The following is a 20,790-nucleotide window of genomic DNA, read 5'->3' as shown; positions in this document are numbered from 1 at the left end:
GATCCGTCCGCAGACAGCTTCGTCACGCTGCCGAGGTGAGCCTGTACACGTCGTACACGCCTTCGACGTTGCGCACGGCCGACAGCAGATGCCCGAGATGCTTGGGATCGCCGATCTCGAACGTGAACTTCGAGAGCGCCACACGGTCCCCCGACGTCGTCACCGAGGCGGACAGAATGTTCACCCGCTCGTCGGCGAGCGCCTTGGTGATGTCGGAGAGCAGACGGTGGCGGTCGAGCGCCTCGACCTGGATCGCCACGAGGAACACGGAGGACGGCGACGGGGCCCAGATGACCTCGATCAACCGCTCCTGCTGGTCTTGCAGCGACGCGGAGTTCGTGCAATCCACCCGGTGCACGCTCACAAAACCGCCTCGCGTCACGAAACCAAGGATCTTGTCCCCCGGCACCGGAGTGCAGCACTTCGCGAGTTTCGTCGGGGTGTCGGCGGAGCCGACCACCTGGACGCCGCAGTCCTCCGAACGGCGGCGCGTGCGCACCGGCAGCATCGCCGTGCCCGCCCGTTCCACGGCCTCCTCGGCGGCCTCCTCCTCGCCGCCGAAATGGGCCACGAGGCATTGCACGACCTTGTGCGCGGAGACATGGTTCTCGCCCACCGCTGTGTACAGCGCGGAGACGTCGGCGTAGTGCAGCTCGCCCGCGACAGCGGCCATCGTCTCGGCGTTGAGGAGGCGCTGCAGCGGCAGCCCGGAGCGCCGGACCTCCTTGGCGATCGCGACCTTGCCGGTCTCGAGCGCCTCCTCGCGGCGCTCTTTCGCGAACCACTGCCTGATCTTCGTCCGGGCGCGGGCGGAGACCACGAAGCCCTGCCAGTCGCGCGACGGGCCTGCGGTGGCCGCTTTCGAGGTGAACACCTCGACGACCTCGCCGTTCTCCAAAGACCTTTCGAGCGCGACGAGCCTGCCGTCCACCCGTGCCCCGATGCAGCGGTGGCCGACCTCGGTGTGCACCGCGTACGCGAAGTCCACCGGCGTGGAGCCCGCGGGCAGTGTGATGACGTCGCCTTTCGGGGTGAAGACGAAAATCTCTTTGACCGCGAGGTCGTAGCGCAAGTTCTCCAGGAAGTCCCCTGGGTCCGAGGCCTCCCGCTGCCAGTCGAGGAGCTGGCGCATCCACGCCATCCGGTCGACCTCGGCCGAGTCTTGCCCGACTTTGCCCTTGTTCTCCTTGTAGCGCCAGTGCGCCGCGATCCCGAACTCCGCGACCCGGTGCATCTCCTTGGTGCGCAGCTGGACTTCGAGCGGCTTGCCCTCCGGGCCGATCACCGTGGTGTGCAGCGACTGGTAGACCCCGTAGCGCGGTTGGGCGATGTAGTCCTTGAACCGGCCGGGAAGCGGCTGCCACAGCGAGTGCACAACGCCGACCGCCGCGTAGCAGTCGCGGACCTCGCCGCAGACGATGCGCAGCCCGACGAGGTCGTGGATGTCGTCGAAGTCCCGCCCCTTGACGATCATCTTCTGGTAGATGGACCAGTAGTGCTTGGGCCGCCCCGCCACCTTCGCGTCCACCCGGAACGAGGTCAGCGCGGATTGCAGCTCGCCCTTCACCCTGGCCAGGTAGGTGTCCCGGGAGGGTGCGCGGTCCGCGACAAGACGCACGATCTCGGCGTATTTCTTCGGGTGCAGAACCGCGAAGGCGAGGTCTTCGAGCTCCCATTTCACCGAGGCCATCCCGAGGCGGTGCGCGAGCGGCGCGATGACTTCCAGCGTCTCCTGCGCCTTGCGCACCTGCTTCTCCGGAGGCATGAACCGCATCGTGCGCATGTTGTGCAACCGGTCGGCCACCTTGATGACGAGCACCCTCGGGTCGCGCGCCATGGCGATGACCATCTTGCGGATCGTCTCCGCCTCGGCTCCCGCGCCCCAGGTCACTTTGTCGAGCTTGGTGACCCCGTCCACGATGTGCGCCACGTCCGCGCCGAAGTCCCGCTCCAACTCCTCCAGCGTGTACCCGGTGTCCTCGACAGTGTCGTGCAGCAGGGCCGCCACCAGTGACAACGTGTCCATGCCGAGCTCGGCCAAGATGTGCGCCACCGCGAGGGGATGGGTGATGTACGGGTCCCCCGAACGCCGGAACTGGCCTTTGTGGCGGGCCTCTGCGATGTCGTACGCCTTCGCCAGCAGCGAGAGGCTGGCCTTCGGATACAGCTCGCGGTGCAACGCGGCGAGGGGCTCGAGCTCCGGCTGCAGCCCCGACCCCCGGCCTGCTCCGAGGCTGCGGGCGATCCTGCTGCGCAGTTTGCCGCCCGACTTGGGGACCGAGCCCGCAGCGGCGCTCGGGTTTGACGCGGCGGGCGGGTTTGGCGCGGCAGGCTCCTCCGGCACAGCCGAGCCTGTGCCGGGAATCTGCACCGGAGTCGGTTGGCGGATCTCCTGGCTCGCTGTCATTGACTCACCACGCCCTTCATCCGACCATGATACCTCTAGCTGCCGAAACTGCTGCCCCTACCGCAGGTCGTCGTCGCTGAGCAGGGTCACAACGTCGAGCCCTTCCGCCGTCAACTTGGCGCGGCCGCCGAGGGCGGGCAGCTCCACGACCGACGCTGCGGACAGCACCCTGGCCCCCCGGCCCGCCAAGAGCACAGCGGCCGCGGCGAGCGTGCCGCCGGTGGCCAAGAGGTCGTCGAGCAGCAAGACGTCCTGGCCCGCGAGGTCCACTCCGTCGACCGGGATCTCGATCCGGGCCTCGCCGTACTCCAAGGCGTAGTCCTCCCCCGCCACGGGAGGCGGAAGCTTCCCAGCCTTGCGGATCGCCAGCACCCCGCAGCCGCGCCGCGCCGCGAGCGCCGCCGCGAACAAGAACCCGCGCGCCTCGACCCCTGCGATGATCCCGGCCTTCGGCGTCGACTCGTCGAGCGCCACAAGCACCTCGTGCAGCGCCTCGCCGTCCGCGAGCGCGGGAATGAGGTCGTAGAACAAGATCCCCGGGCTTGGGTAGTCGGGGATCTTCCGGATCGCGCGCGCGAAGCGCCCCTTCGCAAACTCAGTCATCGGCGCTCCATTTGTCCATGTTCCATCCGGTCGCGCACGCCGTGGCCCCTGGGATCACGCCGCTCAGTCCTTCGCTCCACGACACAAGGCGGGGCTGGGCGAACAACGGGATCACCGGCAGATCGTCCCATAACGCGTTTTGGGCCTGGGCGAGCAGGCCGACCCTGTCGTCCTCTTTCTCCGCGAGCGCGAGCTGCGCGACGAGGTCGTCCACCCTGCTGCTCGCGTAGCCGAAAACATTCTCGCCCTCGCCCGATCGCACCTGCGCCGCAGAGGTCAGATCCCACGACGGCCCCGCCGCTCCCCCCGCCCCGGTCGCGAGATCGGAGCTCGTCAGCAGCAGGTCGAACTGGCCTTTGCCCGGCGCGAGCGGGTCGAACTCCTTCGACGCGTCGGTCACCCGGACTCCCGCCGCCTCGCAGGACTTGGCGACCTCTTGGACCAGCGCGGCCCGGCGCGCGTCCGGCGCGAGGTACCCCACGCGCAGGGCGAGCTGCTGCCCCTTGGCGGCTTCGTCACGGGCCTTGTACGCGTCGGCGGGGTTCGGCTGCACGTACCGGGCGGGCTGGGCCGGGGACAGCTGCCAAGGGTCCTGAGAGTCGGACAAGGCACCCGCCGCAGGGGGCGCGCCCGCGCCGAACTTCGCCGCGAGCTCGGCCCTCGGCAGGCAGAGCGCGAACGCCTCCCTCGCCCGCTTCGAGGCCAGAGCGCCTCGGACCGACAACACGAACTGCTCGATCCCGAGCGACGCGACCGTCTGCCCGTGCAGATCCGGGGGAAGCCGCAGGTCGGCGATGGAGTCCTTGCCGATGTCGACCACCTGGGCTCCCGCCACCGGCGGGACGAACCCTTTCGGCCAGACCTTGATCCGCTCAGTGCGCGCGGGGTCTCCCCACCAACGCTCGTTGCGCGTCAACACCATGGCCCCTGATTCGACGGACTGGATCCGGTAGGGCCCGCTCGCCGGGAACCTGGCCGGGTCGAACTTCCCCGCGCCTGCGTTGCCCGATGCGCCCGCGAAGTCCCACCCTGTGCTCCAGAACTTCCCCACAGCCTGCAATTTGGCCTGGTCGCCGGAGGCGACCGCGTCCACGACGTCCACGCCCGCGGCCTTGGCCAGCACATGCGACGGGAGGATCGTCCCTGGCCCGAACAAGCCGGGCCAGTTCGGGAAATGCCGCTCGAACACCGCCGTCGCCGTCTTCGAGCCCTTCGCGCACTGCATCTGGGAGACGAGCTCGTAGCCCAGCTTGCTCGCGGGCTGCGCCCCCGGCGCCCGTCCCGCGAGCGCGGCCCAGGCGAGCACGAGGTCGTCGCAGGTCATCGGGACGCCGTCGGACCATGTCGCTTTGGGGTTGAAGGTGTAGCGGACGGTGAACTCTTCCCCCTGGCCGGTCTGCTGCTCCGCCGTGCCGACATCGGAGTCGGCGACGGCTCCGCCGGTCGGTGCCAGGTAGCCGAACCCTGGCAGCACTCGCGCGAACGCCATGAGCGCGCCGCTGGAGCGGCCGAGGGCCGTGTTCGCGTTGTAGGTCGGGAGTTTGGCGTCGACGAAGTAGTTGACCACTCCGGCCTTGCCTTGGAACAACCCGCAACCGGTGGCGCAGCCCAACAGCACGGCGACGAGGAGCGCCGCTGCCTGTGGGAGGCTACGCCGCATCCGCCTCAGCCTGACGGCGGCGCGAGGCGACCTTCGCGTTGTGCCGCTTGAACTCCTGGCGGCGCTCCTTGAGCGTCACCAAAAGCGGCGTGGCGACGAAGATCGAGGAGTACGCGCCGCTGATCAGGCCGACGAGCTGCACAAGGGCGAGGTCTTTGAGCGTCCCGACTCCGAGAAGGAGGACTGCCACGACAATAAGGCCGAGCACCGGGAGCACGCCGATGACCGTGGTGTTGATGGACCGCATCATCGTCTGGTTCATCGCGAGGTTCGCGAGCTCGGCGTAGGTGCGCCGGGTGGTCCGGGTGACGCCCCGGACGTTCTCCGCCACCTTGTCGAAGACCACCACCGTGTCGTAGAGCGAGAAGCCGAGGATCGTGAGCAGGCCGATCACCGTCGCGGGCACCACCTCGAAACCGACGATCGAGTACACGCCCGCCGTCACGAGGAGGTCGAAGAACAGGCTGGCGATGGCCGCGAGGGCCATGTCCAGCTCGAACCGGATCGCGATGTAGGCGCCCACCGCGAGGAGGAAGACGCCGAGCGCGATCAGGGCTCGGACCGTGATCTGCCCGCCCCAGCTGGAGCTCACCGAGGAGACGTTGACGGCGGCCTTGCTCGGCTTCCCGTCATGCCCCTTCGGCTGGAAGGCTCCGAAGAGCGCGTCGGTCACCTTGGCGGTCTGCGCGTTGTTCAAATCGCCGGTGCGGATTTGCACGGTCGCGGACGAGCCCGCGCCAACCGTCTGCACCGAGACCGGCTCGTGGCCGGTCGCGTCCGCGACGACCCTGGCGACCTTGCCGCTGTCGGGCTTGCCCTCGGCGGGGAACGAGATCGAGGTGCCGCCGACGAACTCGATGCCGAACGTGAAGCCTCGGATCGCGAAGCTCGCCAGGCAGAGCAGGACGATCCCTAGCGTGACCCGGAACAGCAGCTTGCGCCTGCCGACGATCTCGAACGCCCCGGTGCCGGTGTACAGCCGGGTGAACAGCGAGGTCTTGTCCGCCGCCTCGGCGTGCGCCGACCCGGCTTCTTCGCGCTCAGTCTCGTCCACCGCGTCGATCTCTTTCTTCGCTTCTTCCTCGGACACAGTCTTCTTGCCCACAGTCTTCTCGCTCACGAGCTCACCGCCTGGGTGCGCGCCCTGGCGAGGCCGGTGCGGCTGGGCTTGGCCCACCACGCCCGGGTGGACGCGGCGTGCACCAGCGGATGGGTCACCAGGAACACCACCACGAGGTCCATGACCGTGGTGAGGCCGAGCGTGAAGGCGAAGCCGCGCACCTCGCCGATCGCCAGGATGTAGAGGACCGCGGCGGCGATGAAGGTGACCGCGTTGCCAGAGAGGATCGTCCGGCGCGCCCGCTCCCACGCCCTCGGCACGGCCGAGCGGAAGGAGCGGCCTTCGCGGACCTCGTCCTTGATCCGCTCGAAGTACACCACGAAGGAGTCGGCCGTCATGCCGATGCCGATGATGAAGCCCGCGATGCCCGCGAGGTCGAGGGTGAAGCCGATCCACCTGCCCAGCAGCACCACGATCGCGTAGTTGGCCACACCGGTCAAGACCAGCGACAACAGGGCCAGGAAGCCGAGCGCGCGGTAGTAGAACAGCGAGTACAAGAGCACGAGGAACAGGCCGACGCCGCCCGCGATCAGACCCGCGCGCAACGAAGCGAGGCCGAGTGTGGCGGAGATGGTCTGCGCCTCGGACGAGGAGAACGAGAGCGGGAGCGAGCCGTACTGCAGCACGTTCGCGAGCTCTTTCGCCGCTTTCGAGTCGAAGTTCCCGCTGATCTGGGTGCTGCCGTTGATCACGCCCTGGATCACCGGGTGGCTCACCACCTGGGAGTCGAGGGTGATCGCGGTCTGCGTGCCGACGTGGCCCTCCGTGTACTTCGCCCAGATCTCCTGGCCGTGCGGTTTGAACGACAGGTTCACCACCCATCCGCCGCGCTGGTTGTCGAACTGGGAGCCTGCCGACGCGATCTCCTGCCCGTCGATGATCGCGGGTTCGAGGACGAGCTTCTCGTTGCCGTCCTGCGAGCAGGTGACGAGCGGCAGCTTCGGGTCGTCGTTGCCGCGCAGCGGGTCGGGCTTCGCGCAGTCCAAGCTCTTGACCGCCTTGTCGAGGGGGCCGAACTTCTCCTCGATGAGCTTCGTCGCGCCCTGCGGGTCCGTGACCGCCATCGCCCTGATGCCCTGGATCTCGTCCTGGCCCAAGTTCACGATCACATTGGGCGACTGGCGGACCGCGCGAGCCTCCTGGATCTCCTTCGCCTGCTCGTCCGTGACGTTCGGGTCGGCTGGCGCGGGCGCCGGGGCCTGGCCGTCGGCAGGCGGCGCGGGAGCCGGGGCGGGCGGCGGCGGCGCGAACATCTCCGGAGAGCTCTGCTTGTCCCACACCGTGGCCTGGCCGTTCACCGCGTTCTTCGCCACCGGTCGGATGTAGAGCCGCGCGGTCTGCCCGAGCGACTTCGCCTGCGAGCCTTCCTCGCCCGGCACCGTGATGACCAGGTTAGTGCCCTGCACGATCACCTCCGACCCGGCGATGCCGAGGCCGTTCACCCGCTGCCCGATGATGTCTTTCGCGAGCTTGAGCGAGTTCTGGTCCGGGTCCTTCCCGTCCGGGGTGCGCGCCGTGAGCGTCACGCGGGTGCCGCTCTGCAAGTCGATGCCGAGGTGCGGGATCTTCTTCTTGTCGCCCTGGAAGACCACAAGCGAGTACAGCCCCGCGATGAAGAGCACGAACACGGTCAGATATTGCAAGGGCCGCATGCCCTGGGATCGTCTAGGCACTGCATCCTCCGAGCGCTTGGACCAGCGGGCTCGCGTCCTGTGCGGCCAGCCGCAGAGTGAACGGAGTCGATCCGTTCACTTCGATCACCGTGACCACCTTCGAGTCGACGACGACAGCGGCGAGCGTGCCCGCGTTCTTTGATGTGTATTGCGACCAGGCGCCTTGCGCCTGCGACGAGAAGACGAGGTTCGCTCCGGAGCCCGCGACCACGCAGGAGACTTGCGAGCCGTCGATGATTGCGGGTTTGAGCACGTATTTCGTGCTGGTGTCCGAGGAGCAGGCGACGAGCGGCAGCTTCGGGTCGTCCGAGCCCGCCAGCGGGTCGGGCTTCGAGCAGTCCAAGCCCTCGGCTCCGGCCACGAGCGCCCCCGACTGGGCGGTCTGCTCCTCCGAGAGCAACGCGGCGGCCTGCCTGGCCTGCTTCGACGGCACGCTCGGGTACGCGGCGAAGAACCGGGCGTAGCTCGTCTTCGAAAAAGCCATGTTCCCCTGCGCGTCGCTGAGGCCCGCGCCGTTCTTCGCCACGGGACGGACCTCGAACCGGGACGCGGGCTCCGCGCCCGCCTGCGGGAGCGTCGAGAACGCGCAAGCCGCGAGCAAGCCTGCGACGCCGAGCAGCCCCTTACGCATGGTCCGCACCGCTCGCCTCTGCCGGGGCCGACGGTGCCGCGTCCAGCTCGGGCTCGGCCTGCTCCGGCTCCTCTGCCTTCTCCCGCACCGCGAGCTTCGTCCACTCCGTCACCACGCCTGGGGCGATCTCCAGAAGGATCGTCTGGTCCCGCACCTCGCGCACAGAGCCGTGCAGCCCGGACGTCGTGACCACGCGATCGCCCTCGACGAGGGAGTCTTGGAACGACTGGACCTGCGCCATCGCCTTGCTCCGGGCACGGCCCTGCCACCACAGCACCAGGAACATCAGGGCGCCGAGCCCGATCAACGGCAGCATCTGCTGCACAGCTCTATCCTTCCTCGAGGCTTCGCCTCAGGTTCTTGCTGGTCTTAGGCCTGGAGGGAGTTCATCAGGTCGAACTTCGCCTGCACCTTGGTCGCGCGGATCCGGTACAGCGCCTCGTCCTGCCCCTTGAAGAATTGCAGAGTCTTCTCGAACTCCTCCTCCGGGACGTACCGGGCCACGATCTTGGCGAGGAGCTCGTCGAAGCGCTCGGGCTCGACGCTCTTCGACACGACGCCGGTGATCGAGACGTACGAGTACGGAGGACGGCCGTCGTCCACGAGGAACGCCACGCGGGGGTCTTCCCCGAAAGCCTTCGCCTTCGGCGACTGCGGCCCCGTGAAGAACACAATCTCGCCGTTGTCCACCACAAACCACACCGGCACGATCGCCGGCCGACGGTCTGCGCGCAAATAGCTCAGTTTTCCGTTGCGGTCCCCCGCTGAGAGGAACGCCGCCACCTGAGGATCAGTCAATTCAGCCACGGGAGAGCAGGATAGCACCCCAAGCTACTCTTCCTCCCAAAGCAACGCTGCGCGCTGCTCCACCGGAGGTTTCAACCCGAGGTGCGCCCAGCCCGCCTGCGTGGCGACCCTGCCCCTCGGCGTGCGGGCGACGAGTCCGGCTCGCACGAGGAACGGCTCGCACACCTCCGACACCGTGGCGGGCTCCTCCCCCACGGCCACCGCGAGCGTCGAGACGCCCACCGGCCCCCCGCCATGCCCGTTGACCAGCGCCGAGAGCACAGCACGGTCGAGCCGGTCCAAACCGAGCTCGTCCACGTCGAAAATCTGCAGCGCGGCCTGCGCGGCCCGCAGGTCCACCACGCCGTCGCCCCGGACTTGCGCGTAGTCGCGCACGCGGCGCAGCAACCTGTTCGCGATCCTGGGCGTGCCCCGGGATCGGCTCGCGATCTCGATCGCCGCGTCGTCGGCGAGCTCGACGGCGAGGATCTTCGCCGAACGCGCCAGCACCTGCGCCAGTTCCTCGGGGGTGTAGAACTCCATATGCCCGACGAAGCCGAAGCGGTCGCGCAGCGGGTTCGTGAGCGACCCCGTGCGGGTCGTCGCCCCGACCAGGGTGAACGGCGCGAGGGTCAGCGGGATCGCCATCGCGCCCGGGCCCTTGCCGACCACGACGTCCACCCGGAAGTCCTCCATCGCGAGGTACAGCATCTCCTCGGCGGGCCGCGCCATCCGGTGGATCTCGTCGATGAACAGCACGTCGCCCTCGACGAGGTTGGACAACAGCGCCGCGAGGTCCCCCGCGCGCTCCAACGCCGGGCCGGAGGTCAGCCGCAGCGCCGCGCCCATCTCGCTCGCCACGATCATGGCGAGCGAGGTCTTGCCGAGGCCCGGCGGGCCGGAGAAAAGCACGTGGTCCGGCACTGCGCCACGGGATTTCGCGCCATGGAGCAAGAGGCGCAGCTGTTCGCGGACTTTCGACTGCCCGATGAAATCCTCCAACGAGCGCGGGCGCAGGCTCGCGTCGAGCTCCGCCTCGCCGGGGGCCGTCTCGGGCCGCACCGCGCGCTCGAAACCAGCTGGGTCCGAGCCCGCCTGGCGTTCTGGGTCGGTGGTCACAGTCACCTATTCTTCCCCAGGATCGCCAACGCCCCGCGCAATGCGACGGCAGCGCTCGCGTCCGGGTCCTCGACCAGGACAGAGTCCGCCGCCGACTCGGCGGGTTTGAGCGCGAAGCCGAGGCCGACGAGGCCGTCCACCACCTGCTGGCGCACGAGGGCGCTCCCCTCCGGGCCCCCCGACGCGCCCAGCGCGCCGCCAGGGGCCCCGACTTTCTCCTTCAGCTCCAGCGCCAGCCGCTCCGCCACCCGCTTGCCCACCCCCGGCACCTTGGTGAGCACGGCGAGGTCCCCCTCGCCGATCGCGCGGCGCAGCTGCGCGGGCTCAAGGACCGAGAGCACGGCCATGGCGAGCTTCGGCCCGACACCGGAGACGGTGCGCAGCACGTCGAAGAGGTCCCGGGTCTCCCGGTCGGGGAACCCGTAGAGCGTCTGCGCGTCCTCGCGGACGATGAACGACGTCACAAGGCGCAGCTGCGTCCCCTTCGTCGCCCCGACGGCGGTCGACGGCAGGACCACCACGTGGTAGCCCAAGCCCGCGCATTCGACGACGATGTGGTCGGCTCCGACTTCGACGGCTTCCCCGCGAACTGACGCGATCACAACCAACCTCCTGTTTTCCGTGTTTTCGCGAGCGCGACGGCCTCCGCCAGACGGTTCGGCCGCGCCTCGCCCGCCCCGCCCGCGCCCTCGACGCCGGGCAATCGGCCGAGCAGCGGCGCCCGCCAGCAATGGCAGATCGCAAGCGCGAGCGCGTCCGCCGCGTCGGCGGGCGTCGGCTTGGCCTTGAGGCCCAAAATCCTCGTCACCATCGCGGTCACTTGGTCTTTGTCCGCCCGCCCGTTGCCGGTCACGGCGGCCTTCACCTCGCTCGGGGTGTGCATGCGCATCGGGATCGAGCGCTTGGCCGCGAGCAGGGCGACCACGCCGGAGACCTGGGCGACCCCCATGACGGTGCGCACGTTGTGCTGGGCGAAGACCTGCTCGACGGCGACCACGTCCGGGCGGTGCGAGTCAAGCCAGTGCTCGACCTCGTCGGCGATCTGCGACAACCGGTCCTGCAACGGGTCCTGCGGCGAGGTCCGGCACACGTCCACGTCGAGGGCCGTGACCGCGCGGCCCGCCCCGGTCTCCACCAGCGCCAGACCGCACCGGGTCAACCCCGGGTCGACGCCCATCACTCGCATGTTCGAATACTATCGGACACGCGGCCCCGCGCCCGGCTGACACGCCGCGACGCCCGCCAACCAAGCCGGAGCATAGGCGGATGAGATGCAAGGCGCACCGCGACGTGGTGCACGGAGACAGCGAGGAACGAGCCCGGTACACGAGGAGCGGAGCAACGCCGCAGATCGCCGCCTAGGCTTCGGCTTCCAGCTCCGCGAGGACGGCCTCGGGGATGTCCATGTTCGTGAAGACGTTCTGCACGTCGTCGCAGTCCTCAAGGGCGTCGACCAGCTTGAGCGCCTTTCGGGCCGTCTCCGCGTCGACTTCGACCTTCGAGAGCGACTGGAACTCCACCTCGGCGGAGTCGTACTCGATCTTCTCGGCGCGCAACGCGTCGCGGACCGCAGGGAAGTCCGCGGGGTCGGAGACCACTTCGAAGTTGTCGCCGAGGTCGTTGATCTCGTCGACTCCCGCCTCGAGGAGCAGGCCGAGCAGGTCGTCCTCGGTGAGGTTGCCCTTCTCCACGATGACAACGCCCTTGCGGGCGAACAAGAACGCGACCGAGCCGGGGTCCGCCAGCGTGCCGCCATTACGGGAGAACGCGGTGCGGACGTCGCCCGCCGCCCGGTTCTTGTTGTCGGTCAGGCACTCCACGTACAGCGCGGTGCCGCCAGGGCCGTAGCCCTCGTAGAAGAGGCTCTGCCAGTCGGCCCCGCCCGCCTCTTCGCCAGCGCCGCGCTTGCGCGCCCGCTCGATGTTGTCGTTGGGGACGGAGTTCTTGCGAGCCTTGACGATCGCGTCGTACAGGGTCGGGTTGCCGCCGGCGTCGCCGCCGCCGAGCCTCGCCGCGACTTCGACGTTCTTGATCAGCTTGGCGAAGTTCTTGCTCCGCTTCGCGTCGAGCACGGCTTTCTTGTGCTTCGTCGTCGCCCATTTGGAATGGCCGCTCATACATACCTCAGTTCTTGACTACCAATTCTCAACGAGTTCGTGGTCCCAACCGAACAACGCGTCAAGCGCGAGCCATCGACAAGAACAACGCATGCCAGCGAATGTCTGCCGTTAGCTCCGGGTGGAACGCTGTGACCAGTATATTCCCTTGCTTCGCCGCGACGATTTTCGGCTCCGAGCCGTCCGGGGCCGCCACCGTCGCGAGCGACTGGACCCCAGGTCCGGCACGGACCACCCACGGCGCGCGGATGAACACCGCGTGCGCGGGCTCCGGCCCGAGCTCCGGCACGTCGAGGTCCTCCTCGAACGAGTCCACCTGCCTGCCGAAGGCATTGCGCCGCACGGCGATGTCGATGGCGCCGTAGTTGCGGGTCCGCGCGTCTGGCGGGTCCACCTCGGCCGCGAGCAGGATGAGCCCGGCGCAGGAGCCGAACGCGGGCATGCCGCCGCGCAGCCGCTCGCCCAAGGGCTCGGCCAGCTCGCTGATGGCCAGGAGCTTGGTCATGGCCGTGGACTCGCCGCCCGGCAAGATCAGAGCGTCGACTCCGGCGAGCTCCTCGGGCCTGCGCACCAGGGCAGGCTCCGCGCCCGCCGCCCGCACGGCGGCCGCGTGCTCGGCGACTCCGCCCTGCAACGCGAGAACGCCGATGCGGAAGGCCATGCCAGGCAGTATACGTTCGGACACGAGTTCGCGAAAAAGCGTGGCGCTTGAAGCCTGCCAGAGTCGTTGCCGATAATGAGCACATGACTTACCCGTATCGGCGCGACGACGCCCCGACTCCCGCAACTCCGCAGGAGCCCGCCGGGCCCAGTCCGAGCAAACCCGGTCCGGGCGGTCCGTCGAAAGGACTGATCGCCGGGACCGTGCTCTCCCTCGCGGCAGTCGGGGGCCTCGTCGCGTATCTCGCCTGGCCGTCGAAACACGAGGCCCCCGCCGCGCGGTCGAGCACCTCTCTCATCCCGCCGGTCTTCTCCGAGTCCTCTTCCGAGCCGCCGCCGGAGCCCTCCGAGCCGCCGCCCGCGGCCGCGCCGCCGCCCGCGCCCGCCCCTCCCCAGACGACGACGGTCACCCGGACCCTCGAACCGGAGCCCGCGCCGCCGCCACCGCCGCCGCCCGCTCCAGAGACCACCCCGCCACCGCCTCCGCCGCCCGCGCCGACAAGCACATCCGCCGCCCCGCCCGCGCCGACGACGGCGGACATCGTCCTTGAAGTCAGCGGCGGGAACGGGGCTCGCGTCGGGCGCGTGTCGCTGAACGACGGCACCCCCTCGGGCGGGTCGTACGTGTACTCCATGCCTTTCACCCATTCGAGCACGGTCACACTGCCCCGCAGTGTCCGCATCTCTGTGGAATGGGTGAAAGAGGGTCCGCTCGACCTCGGCGGCAGGCCCATGTTCAGCTGCCGCATCCTCCGAGGCGGCCAAGTGGTCGCCGAGAACCGGGGCGTCGGCTACGCCTCCTGCTCCGCCTCTCTGAACTAGGGTTGTCCATATGACGTATCCGTACAAGCAGAACCAGCCGTCCGCGCCTGTGACGCCTCCCCCCGTCTACGCGGCCGAGCAGCCCGCGCCTGCTGCGGCGCAGAGCCCAGCCCCCGCTGCGCCCTCGGAATCGTCCGAGGCGAAGAAGTGGCTCATCGGCGGGCTCGTCGCGGTCGTCGTCATCATCATTCTCACGGCGATCCTTGTGTCGGGCGAGCACGACCAGACCCCGCCGCCGACCACCCCGACGCCGGGCGCTATCGCGGTCGTCGGCGGCCAAGGAGAACCGCTGACCGCCGAGGCGTAGCCGCCCGCCCGCGAGCATCCTGACGAGATTCCGACTCGGTAACAAACACGCCGCTATGTGGTATAGATCACTATTGTGGCATAGTCTCGTCACCACCAGGGCTTTGCATCTGGCAGAGAGCGCCCGCAGGCGACTGCGGGAGCTGCACACGCCAAAGGAGTCGGCGCTATGAAGCTCGAACCTACCCACTCCGCGCGGGCGACAGGCGCGCCGTCCGCACTGGCGGTCATCGCCGCGCTGGCAGCGTTCCTCGGAGCGCCCCCGCAGGCCTCTGCCGAGCCCCCCTCTTCTCTTCGGCAAAACAGTTCCGCATTCAGGCTCGCCGATCACCACGGGGGCGACCACGGCGGGGGCGACCACGGCGGAGGAGCCAACTCCGGCGGCGGAGCCAGCGGCAGCAAAGGCTCGAGCAGCGGCGGCAATACTGGCGGAGGCGGAAGCAGCTCTGGCACAGGCGGAAGCAATACCACGCACAACAACTCCGGCAACAACTCCGGCAGCGGCAGAAGCTCTAGCAGTGGAAGCAGCCCTAGCGGCAGTGCCGGTGGAGGCAGCGGCACAACGCGCAACAGCTCCAGCAGCACAGGCAGCACAGGCAGCACAGGCAGCACAGGCAGCACAGGCAGCACAGGCAGCACAGGCACGAGCGGATCCAGCTCCAGCGGCACGAGCAAAGGCGCAACTACTCGGGCCGCGGCAGACCCCCAAGCCGCGAGCCCGAGCACCGGCGGCGCGCCGGCGAGCGGCGCCAGCACGCCAAGCAAAGCGAGTTCGCCGAATCCCATCGCGAGCGCGCCAAACGTCACGGCTCCGGCCATCGGCAGCGCTCCAGCCAAGCCCAACACCGCCCAACCGAACACGGCCCCGGCGAACACTGTCGACCCTGAGGGCTTCGGGCCTGCGATACAGGCCGCGATCAACGACGGCCTCCCCGCAGGCCAAGCCGGGCGGCAAGCCGCAGGCCCCCTCGGCGGCCTGATCGGCGGGGCAATCGGCGGCACGGTCGCAGGCCTGCACGACGCCGTGCCAACGACCGCCAGCGGGGCCGCCAACTACACGGCAGTCCTCAGCGCGGTCGGCGCGCAGCTCGCAGGCCCGCCCGGAGGTGTGATCGGCGGGGCCGCAGGCGCGGCCATCGGCACCACTTTTGGCGCGGCCGCCTATCCGTTCGCGGTCGCCAGCAGCGCCGTGCTCGGCTCGGTCAACGGCGCGCTCGGCACCACAATCGGCGTCAATATCGCCGACATGGCGCTCTCGTCGAATCCTTTCGCAGGCGATCCTTACGGCGTCGGACAGATCTTGGCCGCAGCGGCCAACGACAGCCAAGCCACCGGCAACCCTATCGCGGGAGCGCTGGTCGGAGGAGCAGCCGGAGCCATCGGCGCGGTCGGCACAACTGTTTTCGGCGGCACCTACGGCACCTTGGTCGGGGCCAAAATCGGCAACGACATCGTGGGCCAGGCGCTCGGCAGCCAGGCCAGCTCCCCCCTCGGCCAACTCGCCCTGGTCTCGTCCAGCGAGATCGGCCAGCTCGCAGGCGGAACAATCGGCACGATCATCGGCGTGGGGCTCGGCGCGGGCGTGATCGGCCTCGGCACGGCCAACGGCGCGCTGGGCACGTATTAAGGCGCAGAGCGCTTGCCTTGCGAAGCGGGCGAGTCGACTTCACCAGCGAGGAGAAGGCGAGCGAGCTCGGCCCTCACGACACCCTGATCGAGAACTCCGCGCCGAACGGCACGCCGGGGCTGGCAAAACGCAACTGGTCGCCGCTGCGCAGCGCGTTGGCCGGCGCCGTCATCGGCTCGAAGCAGATCACGTCTTCCCCCGCAGGGGCGAAGATCTGGGCGCAGGGATAGCCCTCGTCGAAAGCCACCTCGATCCGCCGCCCGCCCGCCGAGACGGCGAAGACCGCGCCCGGCGCGATCTCGTCGTAGCCGTCGTCGAAGAGGCGCTCGCCGAGCTCGAAGGCTTCCGCCTGCTGCCTGGCGCCTTCCCCGGTCGGGATGCTCAAGCCGTCTAGCGCGAGATGGCGGCGCTCCGGAAGCTCGACCCGCCATTGCCCGCGCGGCTCCCCCTGGATCTGGAAGTACGGGTGGAAGCCGAACGACACGGGCACCGGCTTCGACGACGTGGCGGTCAGCGTCGTGCGAATCCGCAGCCTGCGCTCGGCGAGCGTGGCCGCAAGAGTCAGCCGGTGCGGGAACGGGAAGCTGGCGAGCAGTTCCGGCCGCGCCCCGAAATCGAACTCGGCCACAAGCTCGCCCGCCGTGGCGGATCGGACCTGCCAGTCCGGGCTCGCGGCCAAGAGGCCGTGCATGGGCAGGCCGTTCCCATCGGAGTGCACCCCTGCGGCGTCTGGAGCCAACACCACCGTCTCGCCCGTGACGGTGTAGTCGTGCGCGCTCAAGCGGTTCGCCCAGGGATGCAGCAGCGGGACGCCCATGGTCTTGCCCGCCGACACATACGCTTCCAATCCGCGCCGCTGCCCGAGCAATTCGACCCCGTTGTCGGACAGGGAGACGCCGATCATGCCCGCGCCCGGCACGAAGACGGCGGAGAGGTCGGAGGCTTCGTCGGCGAGGGCGAATGTCTGCAGCTTGGTCATGTCCCTGGATCATGCCATAGCGCCCCCGGGGGCCGCATCGATGTTGTCCGCGTCACAATGAGGGGGTAACGTGGTCGTCACGGGCTTGACCGCCCGTCCACGGCCTCCGAGACGAGGAGGCACGCCAGGTTCAAAGGAGCACCTGCCATGAGCGGCTTCCGCCAAGAACTGCAATCCCTTTCTGTTGCCGTGGTCGCCGCCCTGGCAGTCTTCGCCGCGCCCTTCCCAAACGCTTCGGCGGGCCCCGCCCTCGTACGGCAAGACAACTTCGTGTTTCGATCCGCAGACAACCACGGCGGCAGCTCCGGCGGCAGCAGCAGCTCCGGCGGCAGCTCCAGCAGCGGGAGCAGCTCTGGGGGCACAAACAGCCACACCAGCGGAAGCTCGGGCAGTGGTTCCAGCAGCGGCGGCAGCAGCTCCGGCAGTGGTGGCAGCAGCTCCGGCAGCATAGGCAACCACACCGGTGGAAGCTCGGGCGGTGGTTCCAGCAGCAGCTCTAGCGGAGCCGCAGGCGGCGTGGGCAGCCACACTGGCACGAGCGGCCATGCGAGCGGCTCGGGATCGAGCAGCGGCGGAGGCACAAGCTCCTCCGGCACAAGCTCCTCGGGCACGCAATCCTCCGGCACAGGGTCCTCCGGCGCCAGATCGCCGAAAACAGGCGTGAGTGGTTCGGGCACGAACGGAACCGGCTCTTCCTCCGCCGACTCCGTGAAGACCGGCACGGGCGCGAACTCCCCGGCGGAGAGCGCCAAGCCCGCGACCGGCCAGACCCTCGGCGGCACGGCCGGCACGACCGGCACAGGTCTCGCCGCCACCGCAGGCGTCCCGAACGTGGCGGCGCCCAACAACCCAGTCGGGAACGCGCCAAGCGTTTCAGCGCAGGCGATAGGCCCCCCGACCGGGCCTGGAAATATCAAAGATCCGTACAACTTCGGCCAGGCGTTGCAAAACTCGATCAACGACGGCATCCCCGCAGGCGCCGCCGGGAACCAGGCAGCCGGTCCGCTCGGCGGCCTTCTCGGCGGCCTTGTCGGCGGAGCCGCTTCGGGCGTGCAAGACGGCTCGCAGGTCACCCCCACCGGAGCAGCTTTCTACGCAAATACGTTCGGGGCAGCCGGGAACCAGCTCGCAGGCCCGCTCGGAGCCCCGGTCGGCCAGGCGATCGGCGCCGCTATCGGCGGCGCATTCGGCGTGGCGGCGTACGCGAACATCATCACCAGCACGGCGGTCATCGACGCGACCAACGGAGCGCTCGGCACGACGCTCGGCTCCGATATAGGCACGCCGTCGCTCGCGGGCGACCCCCTCGGCGTCGGACAGGTCCTCGGGGTCGCGGCAGCCGCGAGCCAGGCGACCGGGAATCCCGTCGCCGGGGCGCTCCTCGGCGGGGCGATCGGGCTCGCCGCCACACCCGCGCTCACTGAAATCGCCACGAACCGGTATGGCGATGTGGGCGCGGTTGTCGCCGTCGACCTGGCGAACGCGATGTTCGGCCCCCAAATCCAACAGCTCGGCCCGGTCGGCCAAGTCGGCCTCGTCGCCATCACCGAGATCGGGACGTCCATCGGGGCCATCGCCGGAGCCCCTATCGGCGCCTTCGTCGGCCTTGAGACGGCAGCGGTCGCGGCGGTCAATGGCGGGCTCGGCACGCAGCTCGGCGTGCCGTTCAACGGCGGGCTCGGCACGCTGTTCAGCGCGGCATCTGCCAGTCCTGCGGCTCAGGGCAGCGTCAGCGCGCTGAGCCAAACGAGCTCGCCAGGCTTCATTGGGAGCGCGCCGAGCGCCGCCGCGCCGACGACCGGCGGCGCCCCGGCCAAGCCGAGCACTGCCCAGCCGAGCACGGCCTCGGTGAACACTCTCGACCCCGAGGGCTACGGGACAGCGGTGCAGGCCGCCATCAACGGCGGCATCCCCGCAGGCCAAGCCGGACGGCAGGCCGCAGGCCCCCTCGGCGGCCTGATCGGCGGGGCAATCGGCGGCACGGTCGCAGGCCTGCACGACGGCGCGCCGACGACAGCCACCGGGGCCTTCAATTACACGACGATCGGCAGCGGGGTCGGCACGCAGTTCGCAGGCCCGGTCGGGGGCCTGATCGGCGGGGCGGCAGGCGCAGTCGTCGGCACCACGTTCGGCGGGGCCTCCTACCCGTTCGTGGCGTCCACTGGCACCGTGCTGGGCGCGGTCAACGGCGCCCTCGGCACGACGCTCGGCACCGACGTCTTCACCAAGGCAGACTCGCCGAACCCTTTCTCCGGCGATCCCTACGGCGTCGGACAGATCCTTGCCGCCGCCGCCCAGAACAGCCAGGCCGCGGGCAACCCTCTCGCGGGGGCGCTCGTCGGTGGGGCCTCCGGAGCCGTCGGGGCCGTCGGAACGACCGTTCTCGGAGCGAATTACGGCCCCTTGGTCGGAGCCAAAATCGCCAACGACGCCACGAACAACCTCCTCGGCAGCCAGGCAGGCTCGCCTCTCGGCCAACTCGCCCTGGTTTCGTCCAGCGAGGTCGGCGCGGTGACCGGCGGGACGATCGGCACGATCATCGGCATGGGGCTCGGCGCGGGCGTGATCGGCCTCGGCGCGCTCAACGGCGGGCTCGGCACACAGTTCGGCGTGCCCCAATAGGACAACGCAGCGAACCGCCGCCTGGACCACAGGAATCAGCGGCTGTTGCGCGGCTTCCAGACAACGAGAGCCGTGGACTTCGGGAACGGCACGAGCTCGCGCCCCTGCGGGACCGACCGCGCCCCCTCTGCCGCCTCGACAAGGCGTTGCCGCAGCTCCAAGACCTCTTTGGTGAGCTCAAGGATCCGCTTGATCCCGGCGAGGTTCACGCCCTCTTCTTGCGAGAGGCGCTGCACCTCCCGCAAAAGCTCCACGTCCTGCGCCGAGTAGCGCCTGCCGCCGCCGGGAGCCCGCCCCGGGCTCACAAGCCCCATACGGTCGTACGTTCGCAGCGTCTGGGCATGCATGCCGGAAAGCTGCGCCGCCACCGAGATCACATAGATCTTGGCGTGCGGATCGTGGTGCTCGCCCGGGCGCCCGGTCATTTCGAGCCCGCCCAATTCGCCCTGGGGTCGAAGCCGCTCGCCTCTTCCGAAGCCGCGTACTTGCGCAACGATTCGAGCGCGGCCTCGTCCAGCTTGACCGGAACCGCCACTTGCAGCGTGACCAGGAGGTCGCCCGCGCCGCCGCCGCGTTTGTCGACGCCCTTGCCGCGAACCCGCAGCGTCCTGCCGTCCGCAGTGCCCGCAGGCACGCGGACCCCGACTTTGCCGTCGAGGGTCGGGACTGTGAGCGTCGAGCCGAGCGCGAGCTCGGTGAAACGCACCGGCACCGTCAAACGGAGGTCGTCCCCGTCCCTGGTGAACACCGGGTCCGGCTCCACGTGGACGGTGACGTAGAGGTCGCCTGGGCTGCCGCCCCGGATGCCAGGCTCGCCTTGCGCGGCGAGACGGATCCGCTGGCCGTCGTGCACCCCCGGCGGCACCCGCATCGTGATCGTGCGCGAGCGGGTCGTCAGCCCGGTGCCCGAGCAGTCCGTGCAGGGGTCGTCGATGATCTGGCCGGTGCCCCGGCATTCTGCGCACGGCTCGGTGAAGCCGAAGGAGCCCTCCTGCCGGGTCAGCAGGCCCGAGCCGTCGCAGTACGAGCATTTGCGCGGCGAGGTGCCTTTGCGCGCCCCGGAGCCACGGCATGTCTCGCACGTCACCTGGCTGGTGATCCGCAGCGGGATGGTCACTCCCCTTGCGGCCTCGCGGAAGCCGAGCGTGGTCTCGGTCTCCAGGTCGTTGCCCCGACGGGCCCGGCTTCCTGGCCTGCTCGGGGAGCCGCGCCCGGAACGGCCTTCGCGGAAGGCTCCGCCGAAGATGTCCGAGAACGAGGCGCCCCCGCCGCCCTCGAAGAGGTCGGCGAAATCGCGGACGCCGAAGTCGCGCGCCCCCGACGAGTAGCCGCTGCCGAAACCGGAGAAACCACCTCCCCCAGTGCGCGCCCCAGAGCTGAAGAGCGCCCGTGTCTCGTCGTACTCTTTGCGCTTCCCCTGGTCGGAGAGCACGCTGTACGCCTCGGAGACCTCCTTGAACCGCTGCTCGGCGGCCGTGTCCCCCGGATGCGCGTCCGGATGGAGCTCTCTGGCGAGCTTCCGGTACGACTTCTTGATCTCGTCCGCGCTCGCCTTGGAGTCGACGCCGAGCGTCGCGTAGAAATCTTTCTCAACCCATTCTCGTGGGCTCACCCGGCGTCACCTCCTCTCTCTTATCATGCTCCCTTGTCAGTGATTC

At 69.4% G+C, this 20,790-nt stretch carries 22 protein-coding genes; 4 read left to right on the top strand and 18 right to left on the bottom strand.

What is annotated here, in order from left to right; all coding sequences use genetic code 11:
- Positions 1 to 22: 22 nt before the first annotated feature.
- The 14 genes from ACRC20_RS00820 to ACRC20_RS00755 all read right to left on the bottom strand — a co-directional run bounded on the left by ACRC20_RS00820 (position 23) and on the right by ACRC20_RS00755 (position 13,411).
- Positions 23 to 2,407 (bottom strand): RelA/SpoT family protein, encoded by a 2,385-nt coding sequence (locus ACRC20_RS00820; RefSeq protein ID WP_438684421.1) that lies wholly within the window; start codon positions 2,405 to 2,407, stop codon positions 23 to 25.
- A gap of 57 nt (positions 2,408 to 2,464) precedes the next feature.
- Entirely contained in the window at positions 2,465 to 3,010 is a 546-nt protein-coding gene (locus ACRC20_RS00815; RefSeq protein WP_438684420.1) for an adenine phosphoribosyltransferase, read from the bottom strand.
- Positions 3,003 to 4,670 carry an ABC transporter substrate-binding protein gene (locus tag ACRC20_RS00810; protein WP_438684419.1) on the bottom strand — a complete coding sequence of 556 codons (1,668 nt, stop codon included), beginning with the start codon at positions 4,668 to 4,670 and terminating at the stop codon, positions 3,003 to 3,005. Before ACRC20_RS00810 ends, ACRC20_RS00815 begins: the two co-directional genes overlap by 8 nt.
- A complete protein-coding gene (gene secF, locus ACRC20_RS00805; protein ID WP_438684418.1) occupies positions 4,660 to 5,790 on the bottom strand; it encodes a protein translocase subunit SecF in 1,131 nt (376 codons plus the stop codon). Before secF ends, ACRC20_RS00810 begins: the two co-directional genes overlap by 11 nt.
- Positions 5,787 to 7,442, bottom strand: coding sequence for a protein translocase subunit SecD (secD, locus tag ACRC20_RS00800; protein WP_438684417.1), 1,656 nt, complete (start codon positions 7,440 to 7,442; stop codon positions 5,787 to 5,789). Before secD ends, secF begins: the two co-directional genes overlap by 4 nt.
- A gap of 13 nt (positions 7,443 to 7,455) precedes the next feature.
- On the bottom strand, positions 7,456 to 8,094 hold the full coding sequence (locus tag ACRC20_RS00795; RefSeq protein WP_438684416.1) for a hypothetical protein: 639 nt from the start codon (positions 8,092 to 8,094) through the stop codon (positions 7,456 to 7,458).
- Positions 8,087 to 8,410 (bottom strand): preprotein translocase subunit YajC, encoded by a 324-nt coding sequence (gene yajC, locus ACRC20_RS00790; RefSeq protein WP_438684648.1) that lies wholly within the window; start codon positions 8,408 to 8,410, stop codon positions 8,087 to 8,089. Before yajC ends, ACRC20_RS00795 begins: the two co-directional genes overlap by 8 nt.
- A 53-nt stretch (positions 8,411 to 8,463) precedes the next feature.
- Positions 8,464 to 8,901, bottom strand: a complete 438-nt coding sequence (locus ACRC20_RS00785) for a PPOX class F420-dependent oxidoreductase (protein WP_438684415.1) — start codon at positions 8,899 to 8,901, stop codon at positions 8,464 to 8,466.
- 24 nt (positions 8,902 to 8,925) lie between these two features.
- The gene (gene ruvB, locus ACRC20_RS00780; RefSeq protein WP_438684647.1) at positions 8,926 to 9,942 is read right to left on the bottom strand and encodes a Holliday junction branch migration DNA helicase RuvB; all 1,017 of its coding nucleotides are present in this window, start codon (positions 9,940 to 9,942) and stop codon (positions 8,926 to 8,928) included.
- 59 nt (positions 9,943 to 10,001) lie between these two features.
- A complete protein-coding gene (gene ruvA, locus ACRC20_RS00775; RefSeq protein ID WP_438684414.1) occupies positions 10,002 to 10,601 on the bottom strand; it encodes a Holliday junction branch migration protein RuvA in 600 nt (199 codons plus the stop codon).
- A complete protein-coding gene (gene ruvC / locus ACRC20_RS00770) occupies positions 10,598 to 11,185 on the bottom strand; it encodes a crossover junction endodeoxyribonuclease RuvC (RefSeq protein WP_438684413.1) in 588 nt (195 codons plus the stop codon). The genes ruvA and ruvC overlap by 4 nt, the downstream gene beginning before the upstream one ends.
- Before the next feature lie 172 nt (positions 11,186 to 11,357).
- On the bottom strand, positions 11,358 to 12,116 hold the full coding sequence (locus ACRC20_RS00765) for a YebC/PmpR family DNA-binding transcriptional regulator (protein WP_438684412.1): 759 nt from the start codon (positions 12,114 to 12,116) through the stop codon (positions 11,358 to 11,360).
- A gap of 61 nt (positions 12,117 to 12,177) precedes the next feature.
- A complete protein-coding gene (gene pdxT / locus ACRC20_RS00760) occupies positions 12,178 to 12,777 on the bottom strand; it encodes a pyridoxal 5'-phosphate synthase glutaminase subunit PdxT (protein WP_438684411.1) in 600 nt (199 codons plus the stop codon).
- Between the two features lie 88 nt (positions 12,778 to 12,865).
- Entirely contained in the window at positions 12,866 to 13,411 is a 546-nt protein-coding gene (locus tag ACRC20_RS00755; protein ID WP_438684410.1) for a hypothetical protein, read from the bottom strand.
- Here ACRC20_RS00755 and ACRC20_RS00750 point away from each other — a divergent pair.
- The 3 genes from ACRC20_RS00750 (at position 13,410) to ACRC20_RS00740 (ending at position 15,531) form a co-directional block, all read left to right on the top strand.
- On the top strand, positions 13,410 to 13,598 hold the full coding sequence (locus ACRC20_RS00750) for a methionyl-tRNA formyltransferase (protein WP_438684409.1): 189 nt from the start codon (positions 13,410 to 13,412) through the stop codon (positions 13,596 to 13,598). The two genes, ACRC20_RS00755 and ACRC20_RS00750, sit on opposite strands and share 2 nt — an antisense overlap.
- Before the next feature lie 10 nt (positions 13,599 to 13,608).
- Positions 13,609 to 13,905, top strand: a complete 297-nt coding sequence (locus ACRC20_RS00745) for a hypothetical protein (RefSeq protein WP_438684408.1) — start codon at positions 13,609 to 13,611, stop codon at positions 13,903 to 13,905.
- Between the two features lie 168 nt (positions 13,906 to 14,073).
- On the top strand, positions 14,074 to 15,531 hold the full coding sequence (locus ACRC20_RS00740) for a hypothetical protein (protein WP_438684407.1): 1,458 nt from the start codon (positions 14,074 to 14,076) through the stop codon (positions 15,529 to 15,531).
- Between the two features lie 73 nt (positions 15,532 to 15,604).
- Here ACRC20_RS00740 and ACRC20_RS00735 read toward each other — a convergent pair whose 3' ends face one another.
- Both ACRC20_RS00735 and ACRC20_RS00730 read right to left on the bottom strand, forming a co-directional pair.
- Positions 15,605 to 16,501, bottom strand: a complete 897-nt coding sequence (locus ACRC20_RS00735; RefSeq protein ID WP_438684646.1) for an aldose 1-epimerase — start codon at positions 16,499 to 16,501, stop codon at positions 15,605 to 15,607.
- A gap of 86 nt (positions 16,502 to 16,587) precedes the next feature.
- Positions 16,588 to 17,232 (bottom strand): hypothetical protein, encoded by a 645-nt coding sequence (locus ACRC20_RS00730; protein WP_438684406.1) that lies wholly within the window; start codon positions 17,230 to 17,232, stop codon positions 16,588 to 16,590.
- Between ACRC20_RS00730 and ACRC20_RS00725 the strand changes: the two genes are divergently transcribed.
- Entirely contained in the window at positions 17,219 to 19,132 is a 1,914-nt protein-coding gene (locus ACRC20_RS00725) for a beta strand repeat-containing protein (protein ID WP_438684405.1), read from the top strand. The genes ACRC20_RS00730 and ACRC20_RS00725 overlap by 14 nt on opposite strands.
- Positions 19,133 to 19,167: 35 nt before the next feature.
- Here ACRC20_RS00725 and ACRC20_RS00720 read toward each other — a convergent pair whose 3' ends face one another.
- Positions 19,168 to 19,557, bottom strand: coding sequence for a heat shock protein transcriptional repressor HspR (locus tag ACRC20_RS00720; protein WP_438684404.1), 390 nt, complete (start codon positions 19,555 to 19,557; stop codon positions 19,168 to 19,170).
- Positions 19,554 to 20,744 (bottom strand): molecular chaperone DnaJ, encoded by a 1,191-nt coding sequence (gene dnaJ, locus ACRC20_RS00715; RefSeq protein WP_438684403.1) that lies wholly within the window; start codon positions 20,742 to 20,744, stop codon positions 19,554 to 19,556. The genes ACRC20_RS00720 and dnaJ overlap by 4 nt, the downstream gene beginning before the upstream one ends.
- Positions 20,745 to 20,790 lie beyond the last annotated feature (46 nt).

It is taken from the genome of Segniliparus sp. (genome assembly GCF_051660745.1).
Classification (GTDB): Bacteria; Actinomycetota; Actinomycetes; order Mycobacteriales; family Mycobacteriaceae; genus Segniliparus.
The sequence above is the reverse complement of the archived record's forward strand: the minus strand, read 5'-3'. Positions and strand labels throughout refer to the sequence as shown.

What these genes read in the sequence shown, in the direction of transcription:
- ACRC20_RS00795 (WP_438684416.1), bottom strand. Translation starts at nt 8,094, where the DNA reads ATGCGTAAGGGGCTGCTCGGCGTCGCAGGCTTGCTCGCGGCTTGCGCG.
- ACRC20_RS00740 (WP_438684407.1), top strand. Translation starts at nt 14,074, where the DNA reads ATGAAGCTCGAACCTACCCACTCCGCGCGGGCGACAGGCGCGCCGTCC.
- ACRC20_RS00750 (WP_438684409.1), top strand. Translation starts at nt 13,410, where the DNA reads ATGCCTTTCACCCATTCGAGCACGGTCACACTGCCCCGCAGTGTCCGC.
- secD (WP_438684417.1), bottom strand. Translation starts at nt 7,442, where the DNA reads ATGCGGCCCTTGCAATATCTGACCGTGTTCGTGCTCTTCATCGCGGGG.
- ACRC20_RS00810 (WP_438684419.1), bottom strand. Translation starts at nt 4,670, where the DNA reads ATGCGGCGTAGCCTCCCACAGGCAGCGGCGCTCCTCGTCGCCGTGCTG.
- ACRC20_RS00720 (WP_438684404.1), bottom strand. Translation starts at nt 19,557, where the DNA reads ATGACCGGGCGCCCGGGCGAGCACCACGATCCGCACGCCAAGATCTAT.
- ACRC20_RS00745 (WP_438684408.1), top strand. Translation starts at nt 13,609, where the DNA reads ATGACGTATCCGTACAAGCAGAACCAGCCGTCCGCGCCTGTGACGCCT.
- ACRC20_RS00815 (WP_438684420.1), bottom strand. Translation starts at nt 3,010, where the DNA reads ATGACTGAGTTTGCGAAGGGGCGCTTCGCGCGCGCGATCCGGAAGATC.
- pdxT (WP_438684411.1), bottom strand. Translation starts at nt 12,777, where the DNA reads ATGGCCTTCCGCATCGGCGTTCTCGCGTTGCAGGGCGGAGTCGCCGAG.
- ACRC20_RS00765 (WP_438684412.1), bottom strand. Translation starts at nt 12,116, where the DNA reads ATGAGCGGCCATTCCAAATGGGCGACGACGAAGCACAAGAAAGCCGTG.
- yajC (WP_438684648.1), bottom strand. Translation starts at nt 8,410, where the DNA reads ATGCTGCCGTTGATCGGGCTCGGCGCCCTGATGTTCCTGGTGCTGTGG.
- ACRC20_RS00820 (WP_438684421.1), bottom strand. Translation starts at nt 2,407, where the DNA reads ATGACAGCGAGCCAGGAGATCCGCCAACCGACTCCGGTGCAGATTCCC.
- ruvC (WP_438684413.1), bottom strand. Translation starts at nt 11,185, where the DNA reads ATGCGAGTGATGGGCGTCGACCCGGGGTTGACCCGGTGCGGTCTGGCG.
- ACRC20_RS00755 (WP_438684410.1), bottom strand. Translation starts at nt 13,411, where the DNA reads ATGGAGTACACGTACGACCCGCCCGAGGGGGTGCCGTCGTTCAGCGAC.